Origin of the sequence: Longimicrobium sp., from assembly GCF_036387355.1 — a bacterium.
Taxonomy (GTDB): Bacteria; Gemmatimonadota; Gemmatimonadetes; order Longimicrobiales; family Longimicrobiaceae; genus Longimicrobium.
The window spans coordinates 1-9547 of record NZ_DASVTX010000538.1 but is presented as its reverse complement, the minus strand read 5'-3'; the positions used below and the strand labels follow the sequence as shown (position 1 = coordinate 9547).

Genomic DNA, 9547 nt, shown 5'->3' with positions numbered 1-9547 from the left:
TCCTCCGTATCCACTGACCGCCCCGGAACCGCGGGGCGGAAAACCGGCCCGGTCAGCCTGGAATGGTCTGGCCGGGTTCCACGATCAGCAGCCCGGCGCTGCCTCCCATCACGTCCTCGCCGGTGCGCTTGATCCCGTCCGTCAGCGTTCCACCCATGGGCGTGAGCACCGCCTGCGCCCGCTGCTGCGCCACCGCGTCGCCGCCCACCGGCGCGGCGCTGGGGAGCACGAGCACCGCGCGGCCCACGGAGTTGTTGGGGAACGCCGCCTTCCACGCCGTCTGCACCGCCTGCCGCGTGGAGTCCAGCGGCGTCGTACTGGTTCCGTTGTAGACGACCTCCCCCAGGTTCTTCCCGCTCCCCAGCGCGAGGGCCAGTTCCCCGTTCTGCAGCATGGTCAGGTACTTCACCATGGTGCCCGCTCCGCGGGCCGCGAACACGCGCAGGCGGGTGGTCTGCGGCGCCTCCTCCAGCGTAACCAGCACCATGACGCCGTCCGCGCCGGAGGCGGACAGGTGCGCGGGGACGGCGGACAGGACTTCGTACAGGGCGCCTTCGTCCGGCGTGGCGTCGTCCACGATGCCGGCGATGCGGTTCAGCCGGCCTTCGTGCACCGCCGCCCCGTCCGCCTGGCCCGCGCCCGCGCCGCCCACCGCGCCGTAGACGATGCGCGCCCCCTTGTCCACCGTGTTCCACGCGCCGGCGACGTACGCGGCGGGCGTGGCCAGGGTGAGCGAACCGTTCCCCTGGAACTCGGGGGTGATGGTGAGCTCCTCCGTGCCCTCCACCGGCGCCGGTCCGCCCACCGCGGCGCGGATCTGTTCGATGGAGGTTCCGCGCGGCGCCCGGATGTGGTACACGCGGTACCGGCGCGCCACGGCGGCCTGCGCCGCCACGGGCGCGGGCGCGGGCGGCGTGCAGCAGCACGACGTTTCGCGCCGGCGATGGAAGAGCACCCAGTCGCGGGTGGCGCGCACCCGCGACTCGCCGGAAGCGGCCGGCGCGGGCGGCGGAAACAGGATGGCCTCGCGCTGGGCGCGGAAGCCGGGCTCGCGCAGCAGCACTTCCAGCGTGGTGAGCGCCTGCACGGAGGCGTCGTGGTACGCGTTCCCCGGCTGCGTGGTGGCCGCGTTCTGGCTGGCCGTCACCAGCCCCACGGGGAGGGAGCGGAAGTCGGGGTGCTCTTCCTCCAGCGCACCGGCCTTCTCGTCCGCCTCCGTGTCGCCCTCATCCCGCAGGCGCAGGCGGTACATCTCAATCCAGTCGGCGCGCAGGTCCGAGGTGGCCAGCACCGGCGGGCCGGACCAGCCGGTGCTGAGCGTGGCCTGCAGTTCCCCTTCCAGCGACAGCTCCACCGTCAGCTGCCCCTGCGCCGCGGTGCCCTGCAGGGTGAGCTTGACCCCGGCCTGAATGCCGTTGGACTCCGGGCTGCCGTCCCCCGTGCGCAGGACCGCGTGGCCCAGCGCCGTGCCCTGCAGCGAGACGCCGCCCGCGGCCTGTTCCACCTCCAGGTCGCCCTGCAGCACTAAGGCGTAGGCCACGTCGCGCTCGGACTCCGTGTGGTCGTCGAACTCCACGGTGTTGAGCGCAAACTCGCCGTTCACCGCCACCGCCTCGCCCACCTGCAGCGCGAACGGGTTGCGCCCGATGCTCATGGACGCCCACGCGGAGGGGGGAAGCCCCGGGGGGGCCGTCGGCGCCGCGGTCTGCACGGGCTGCGGCGGGGCGGTCTGAAAGCCGGTCACGCCGCCCCGCCCGTCCGCCTGCGCGGTGGCGCCGTCCTGGGCCACGGCCGTCTCCATCCCCTTGCGCGTCCCCCGCGTGAAGCGCGTCCGCGCGAGGGCGGCGGACGTGGTTGCGGGGGTGCCCTGCTGACCCGCCGCGTCCACCTGGTTGGCCGGCGGATCGCTGGGGAAGTCGATGCGGATGCCCCTGCCCGCGAAGTGAAAGGCGCCACCGCCCCCGGGGAGCATTTCCGCCCGCCCCGCGCCGTTGATCACCAGCGCCAGCTCCGGCGCCACGTCCGCCGGGCGGTCCGTGTCCAGGTCCGGGGGCGAGATGCGCACGCGCACCTCCAGCGGCAGCCCCCCGCCCGCGGCGGGGCCCTGCACCACCTGCCCGTCCGGCACCAGGATGTCCACCCGCTGCCGCCGCGTGGGATCGTCCAGCCCGGTGAGCAGGCAGATGCGGTCCAGGTGCTGCGCTTCTTCCAGCGCGTGCGCCACGTAGTCCGGCCGCACCGCGCAGAAGCGCAGCTCCACCCCTTCGCCCATCAGCCGCTTCACCTGCTCGTTCACGTCCAGCGGGGATGACGGATCGACGGGGAGGTAGCCGGCGGGCGGAAGCTCCGTAATCCCCAGGTCCACCAGGATGCGCGACGACTGCCCCACGGAGCCGGTGAGCACCGCGCCCACCTTGTCGCCCAGCCCGCCGAGCGCCTCGGTGACGGCGGGGGGAAGCTGGCCGCCGGACTGCTGGATCTGCTGCAGCAGTGCCTTCACCTCCTGCAGCAGCGCGTTCTGGTCCGCGCAGGGGTCGGTGCCGCCCGTGTCCGGACCGTCCGCCAGCAGGTCGGCCAGGTGGCACTGGAACTGGAGAATCTGCGCCCAGAACACGGCCAGCGGCCGCATCTGCGTCTGCCACTGCCACCAGCGCGGCGGCACCGGCGCGAACCGTTCGCGCCGCGCGATCCATGGGTCGACGAACTGCAGCGCGCCGCCGGACACAGAGACCACGGCCACCGGCACGGCGTCCCCCGTCTCCGCCACGGCGCCGCGGCACCACACCTCACCGCGGATGCGCTGCGCGGACAGGTCGTGCCCCAGCGCGGCGCGCTCCCCGGCGAACCAGGCGGACGCCACCTGCGAGCGGCGGTGCTGCGGCCCCAGCCACGACGCCGTGCACGGCGCGGCGGGGAGGGTGAGCGGAACGGCGCGCACCACCACGCCCTCCAGCCGGTACGGGCGCTGGGTGCTCCCCACGCAGGCGTCCTCGCACAGCTTGCCGTACACGTCCTCCTCGCCGCAGAGCGCCTCCGCGTGGGCAAGGGTGATGACGTACAGGTCGGTGGCCTGCGTCCCCGCGATCACCTCGCCCCCCGCGGCGGCCGCCTCGCACTCCGCGAACCCCGGCGCGCCCCCCGCCTGCGTTCCCGCGGAGGAGGACGACTGCGCGGAGCGCTCGATGAGCTGCGCCAGGTTCAGCGCGCCCTCGTGCGGCAGGTACAGGACGCGCCCCCTGGGATCGATGGCCAGCCCGGCCGTGAGCGTGAGCGTGCCCGCGCCGGCGGCGAGCAGATCAAAGCCGTGCACCACGCCCGATCCGCCGGCCTGGTTGCCGAGCTCCACCAGCCGCCGCAGGTAGCCCTGCTCGCGCGACAGGTCGTCGGCGCGCAGGAACTTGCCGTCAAAGTAGTTCAGCCGGGTGAGCGGGGTGGGCGAGGGGATGAGCGTAATGCCGCTCTGCGCCCCCACCAGCACCAGCGGCCCTTCCGTTCCCATGGTGTTGCTGCCGTTGGTGGTCACTTCTCGCTCCTCCTGAGCATGAGGACGAAGTCGCGTCCGTCGTGAACGTCGCCCCCGCCGGGGCCGCCGGCCGCGCCGTTCAGCGGGGCCAGGTTGGTTCCCAGCAGGGGCGCGGGCCCGGTGCCGCGGGCAATGACGCGCACCAGGTTGCCGGTGTAGGTGTGGGTCAGGTCCAGCCGCACGCGGGTGCCGCCGCGGTCCACGCTGGCGGCGCGCACCTCCACGCTGGCCCATCCGTCGTTGAGGTCGTACGACGAGACGCTGAACGACTCCGGCGCCACGCTGGCCCGCGACAGCCGCCCCACGGACCGCATCGTCACCACCTCCCCCTCCAGCCGCACGGACCCGGGATCGATCCGCGGCCCGATGCCGGGGTCCGCCGGGGCGTTCGCGTCGCCCGCCTCCGCCGGGAAGTCCTCCTCAGGCAGGTCGCCCCGCCCGCTGCCGCCCCCCTCGCTGGGCGCTTCGTTGATGGGGGCCAGCAGCTGCGGCGCACCGCCGCCCGAGGCGCGGAACAGGGGGCCGCAGAGCAGATCCTGAAGGGTGGACGTGGCCACGTGCGCGCGGCGGACCGTGTTGTCCACCGTGGCGCCGGTGAAGACGAGCGCGCCGTCCGCGCCCGTGGGCGAGAGCGTGAGCGCGGCGACGCTCGCCAGCACAACGCAGGTGTCGTCGCCGGCGGGAAAGAAGCCGGAGCCGGATTCGCCCGCCTGCGCCGGGGCGCGGTCCATCTCGTCCAGCGCGGCGAAGCGGCGGAACGCCTCCAGGTACGCGGCCGGCTGCTCCGCCGCGCCCAGCCCCAGAATGGCCGCCACCGCGTCCAGCACCACCTTGTCGCGCGGCATGGGGAGGCTGTCCGCCACCTCCGCCTCCCTCAGCCCGAAGAGCAGGCGCAGGCGGGGGTACTCGTCCACGCGGGGCGGCGGGGGGCCGGGCACCAGCCGCAGCTCCACCGTTTCGTGCGCGCGGGAGTACGCCGTGTCCGTCCCGGCGCCGTCGCACGGCTCGGAGAGCGCGGGAACGGGGCGCGCCAGGCAGGCGCGGAAGCAGGCGGTCACGTGGGCGTCCAGCGTCACCGTGCCGTCCTCGCCCACCGTGGCGGCATCGCGCACCTCGGGGTCGTCGCGGTGGGCGGCGTACCAGGGGGCCACGTTCACGCAGGCGGCGGTGTCCAGGTGCAGCTCGCGCCCCGCGGCGTCCAGCGCAAAGCCGGGCGCCACGCGGATTTCGCCGCGCAGGGTGCCGGGATTTCCCTCCACCGCGGGAAGGTCCACCCCCAGCCCCCACACCACGCCCTCGCCGTGCAGCCAGGCGTTGTGCAGGCGCAGCTTGCCGCGGTGGTAGGCCTGCTCGCTCTCGAAGTCGTCCACTCCCAGGAGCATCCCGAAGTGGTAGCGCGGCGCGTAGAAGGGGCTGGCGGGGAGGAGCGCGCCTCCCGCCGCGGCTCCCGCGCCGCTCCCCCCGCAGCCGCGGGTCAGGGTGTCGTTGGCCACCGGGTTCTCCTTTCGGTTCAGGCGTCGCCGCGCACGGCACCCAGCAGCCGGCCGGGGCGCGAGTCGCGGGCACGTTCGTACAGGGCCTGCCGCAGCGCGGCCTGCTCCGCCAGCCAGGCGGTGGAAAGCGCCCCCGCGTGCCGGGCCCACAGGGCGGCGGCCAGGGCTTTTTCCGCCTGCTCCACGCCAGTGGCGAGGGTGGCGGGGTTGATGGCGTCCAGCTCCTTGAGCGTGGCTTCCGCCTCCAGAAAGGCCAGCAGCCGCGCCCACGCGCTGTCGGGGACGTTGGAGACCAGCGCCGCGTAGTCCGCCGCCTTGGGCGCGTAGGCGATTTCCGCGTTGTTCAGTGCGGTAGTGGCGCCCGACTCCACGGCGACCGCGCTCTTGACGCCCGCCGCCTCCGTCACGTCCGCTCCCGGATCGGGCGCGCGCGCGGCCAGCAGGGCGCCATCCACCGCGATCCCCGCCGTCCGGAGTGTCCCCAGCGCGGTCTCCCGGGTGGCGCGCAGCGCGGCCGCCGCGGCGCCGTCCGTGTCGTCGTCCAGCACTTCGTCTTCCGCCTCCGTGAGCAGCGGGCCGCCGTCCGCCACGGCCTGCAGCTGGGCCTGCGCGCGGGCAAAGCGTTCGCGGGCCCGGTCCACCCAGTCGCGCAGCCGCCGCTCCGCGCGCTCCAGCCGGCCGCGCGCCTCGTCCACCGCCGCGTCGTGGCCCCGCGCGCCGGACAGGGCGGCGGCCAGCAGGTCGTCCGCGGCCTCGCTGCCCGTGCGGTACGCCGCCACCAGGTCCGCCTCGGCGGCGTAGCTGGCGCGCGCCGCGCTCACCAGCTCGGCGGGAAGGTCGCCGTCCACCCGCGCCTTGGCGTCGGTGTACGGCGGGCCGGCCAGGGCATCGTTCACCTCGGCGGGAAGGGTGTCCAGCGGCGGCTCCGTCGCGGCTTCGCGCAGCGCCTGCAGCCGGTCGTGCTCGGCTTCCAGCGCGGTGCGCTCCGCCGCCGCGCGCGACACGCCCACGTTGGCGGCGGCAAGGAAGCGCGCCCCGGCGGAGCTGCGCGCCTCGTTGCGGGCCACGGCCTCGCCGGCCTCGCGCACGGCGGCCTCGTGCGCCCGCGCCTGCGCCTGCAGCACGGCGGCCTGCGCGATCAGCACGGCCTGGTCGGCGGGGACGGTGCTGGCCTCCAGTTCGGCGCGGGTGGCGGCCAGCGCGGCGCGGGCGGCGGTCATGGCGGCGGTCGCGCTGGCCAGGTCCGCGCGGGCGGAGGCGAGCGCGGCGGTGGCGTCGGAAAGCACGGTGCGCGACGTGGCCTGCGCGGCGGCCCAGGCGGCGCGCGCCTGCCCGGAAAAGTCGTCCAGGGTGGTGGGAACGGGCATGGGGCGTCCTGGGGTTCAGGGGGCGGACATGCCGGAGGGCAGCCCGGGAAAGGCACGGCCGGTCTTGTCGTACTCGCGGCGAATGGCGCGCACCGCGTGCTGCGCGGTGATGGGGGAGCCCTCCGCCGCGGCCAGAAAGGCGGCGGCCACGGCGGCGTTGCGGATCAGCCCGCCCACGACGGGATAGGTGGCGGCGAGCTCGCGCAGGTTCAGGCAGGGGCCCAGCGGCACGCCGTGGGGGATGTGGCAGCGCCACAGCGCCTCGCGCTCCGCGGGGCCGGGCTCGGGAAAGTCCACCACGAACTCCAGCCGGCGCAGAAAGGCGGGGTCGATGTTCTGCCGCAGGTTGGTGCTCAGCACGGCCAGCCCCTCAAAGCGCTCCAGCCGGGTGAGCAGAAAGGCGGTCTCCAGGTTGGCGTAGCGGTCGTGCGCGTCGCTCACCTCCGTGCGCTTGCCGAACAGGGCGTCGGCCTCGTCGAACAGCAGCACGGCCTGGGCGTTCTCGGCGGCGTCAAACACCTCGGACAGGTTCTTTTCCGTTTCCCCGATCCACTTGCTCACCACCCGCGACACGTCCACCATCAGCAGGTCCACCCCCAGCGCCTGCGCCATCACCTCCGCCGCCAGCGTCTTGCCCGTGCCCGACGGCCCGGCGAACAGCATGCGCACGCCGCGCGCGCCCGTGCGGCCGGACAGGAAGCGCCAGCCGTCCAGCACGGTGGCCTGGTGCATCAGCCTGCCGATGGCCTCGCGCAGCTGGCCGGCGCGCTCCCCGGGCAGCACCAGCCGGTCCCACCCCGCGGTGGGGCGGATCAGGCGCACCCCGCTGCTGAGCGCCAGCCCGGCGCGGGTGCGTACGCCGCGCGCCACGTCGTGCACGGCGGGCGGGCGGCCCTCCAGCCCGGCCAGCGCCCGGGCGTCTTCCGCCGCGGCGCGGGCTGTCTCGGGGTCCACCGTGTAGCGCGCCGCCAGCACCGCCGCGTCGTCTTCCACCTCCGGCACCAGGGCGCGCCACATGGCCTCGCGCGCGCCTGGGGTCAGGGGCGCGGCGGGCACCTCCAGCACCGGGCGCGGCCCGCTCACCCGCGCGCCGCCCGTGCGCGCGCAGAGCACGACGGGGCCGTCGTGCGCGGCAAAGGCGGGCGCGGTGTGGGCGCCGGGCCCGTCCGGCGGGGCGAGGGCGATCACGGGGACGAGCCCGCGGGCAGCGGCGTGCACCGAGGCCAGGCGGTCCGCGTCCGGGGGCGGCTGCGCGGCAAAGGTGAAGCGGGCGGGCGCCCGCCCGGCGGACTGCACCAGGGCGGCGGCGCGCCGCAGGGCGCGCCCCTCGTCGTCCGCGCTCACCAGGACGGTCCACGGCCGGCCGGCGGCGAGCGCGGCGCGGGCGGCGGCGCACTCGGGAAGCGCCAGCCACGCGTCCAGCCCGGCGGCCACCACGGGGCCGCCCACGCGGGTGAGCGCGGCGGGCCACACGTCCAGCCCGTGCAGCGCGGACCAGAGCGCGTCGGCCGGCAGCAGCGTGCGCTCCCAGAACGGCCCCTCGTCGCCCAGCCGCAGCACGCCGGCGCGCACGGCGGCGCCGGACTCCAGCACGCCGCGCAGCAGGGCGCGGTCGGCGGGGGTGGCGCACAGGAGCTGCGCGGCGAGCCCCGCCGTGGGCCGCGGCTCGCCCCGCGGGTGAAGGGTGCGCAGGACGCCGGCGTACCCCTCGTGCTCCTCCGGCAGCCCGGCCAGCGTCACCAGATCCAGCTCCACCGGGCTGAGCCCGAAGGCCGCGGCCACAAGGTCCACCGGGTGCGGCGCGGAGGGCGGCGCGCCCGCCGCGTCTTCCGCGGACCGGGCCATGGCGTACAGAAAGTCGCGCGTGGAGCCGTGCTCTCCGGGGGCGAGCGCCTGGTCCAGCAGCCCGGCCAGGTCGCCCGCGAGGGCGGCGGCGGCGCGGGCCAGCCGGGCGCTCACCGTTTCCTCCGCCGCGTCCAGGCCGAGGTGCGGGGTGGAGCCGTTGGTGCCGTGGAACGGGTCGCCGCCGCCAAAGCGCGGCACCAGGAGGCGGGGCGCGGTGTCAGCCATAGACGAACCTCACCGCCGCGCCCAGCCAGGGCACCCAGCCGGGGTCCAGGTCCAGCCCCGCGCGCCGCACCTCCACCGACACCTCGTCCAGCGACAGCCGCACCTCGATCCACCCCGGATCCGCGGCGACCGTGGCCGCGCGCCGGCAGACCTCGCGCAGCAGCGCGTCTTCCGCGCGGCGCCCGTCCGCCTGCGCACCGCGCATCCGGACGTGCAGGGCGGACGCGACCCGTCGGGCGAAATCGGCGACCGCCTGCACCTCGTCCTCCGCCGCGGCCTCCTCCCCGCGCGAGGGCAGGTCGCGGTCCGGCCCCAGCCCCGCGAAGGCCAGCACGGCGGGGTCCCGCTCGTTCAGCCCCAGCAGCTCCATCGCGAGGCGGTGCAGGCACCAGCGCAGGGAGCGCGCGGCGAGCGCCTCGTCCTCCGCCATCGCGTCGGGGAGATCGAGGCTGTCGATCAGGTGGATGAGAAAGAGCAGCCCGCCCCAGCGCGTCTCCCCCGCCGCCCGCACCGCCCACGGCGCGTCGCCGTCCCCGGCGGATGGCGACGGGGCGATTTTGTCCACTTTGTCGCCTTCCGCCTTTTCCGCCGCGCGCCGTCCATCCGTCCCGGTGGATGGCGACGCCGCGGTCCGCCCATCCACCGCGCGATCCGTCGTCCGTGGATCCGTCCCGCGCCCGTTCCCATCGGCGTCACGCGCGGATGAGCGATGACCGGCTCGCGTATCCGCATCCACCGGAGCGTCATCCATCTCGCGCTGCACGAGGGCGATGACGGAGAGGGCATCCGCCGCGTCCCGCCGCAGCGCCGCGGGCTCCGCCTCCAGCGCGCCGAGGATGGCGAGCGCCGCGCGGGTCTGCGGATCGGCGGAATGCGCGGAGATGGCGTGGACGATGGAGGACCGGCGGACAATGCGATCCGCCGCGCGAACGGGCGCCGCGCCGGCGTCCGGGGACGGGGACGGCGGACCGGCGGGTGCGCCCTCCATCCACGCCACCAACGCGGCGAAGGTGGAGCCGGGGATGGCGGCAACGGTGAGCGCGGCCCGGGCGACGGCGGTCCACGCGGCCGGGCGGATGCGCGCCGCCAGCGCC

General features: G+C 75.9%; 4 protein-coding genes and 1 pseudogene. All 5 read right to left on the bottom strand.

Annotation, left to right across the window (positions count from 1 at the left end):
• Positions 1–52: 52 nt before the first annotated feature.
• Positions 53–3523, bottom strand: coding sequence for a hypothetical protein (locus tag VF665_RS23210; RefSeq protein WP_331055864.1), 3471 nt, complete (start codon positions 3521–3523; stop codon positions 53–55).
• Entirely contained in the window at positions 3520–5016 is a 1497-nt protein-coding gene (locus VF665_RS23205; protein ID WP_331055863.1) for a hypothetical protein, read from the bottom strand. The genes VF665_RS23210 and VF665_RS23205 overlap by 4 nt, the downstream gene beginning before the upstream one ends.
• A gap of 17 nt (positions 5017–5033) precedes the next feature.
• Positions 5034–6383, bottom strand: coding sequence for a hypothetical protein (locus VF665_RS23200; protein ID WP_331055862.1), 1350 nt, complete (start codon positions 6381–6383; stop codon positions 5034–5036).
• Between the two features lie 15 nt (positions 6384–6398).
• Positions 6399–8453: an AAA family ATPase gene (locus VF665_RS23195; protein ID WP_331055861.1), complete on the bottom strand. Its 2055-nt coding sequence runs from the start codon at positions 8451–8453 to the stop codon at positions 6399–6401.
• Positions 8446–9547: pseudogene (locus VF665_RS23190) on the bottom strand (hypothetical protein); the annotation flags it as partial. The pseudogene VF665_RS23190 and the gene VF665_RS23195, both read right to left, overlap by 8 nt.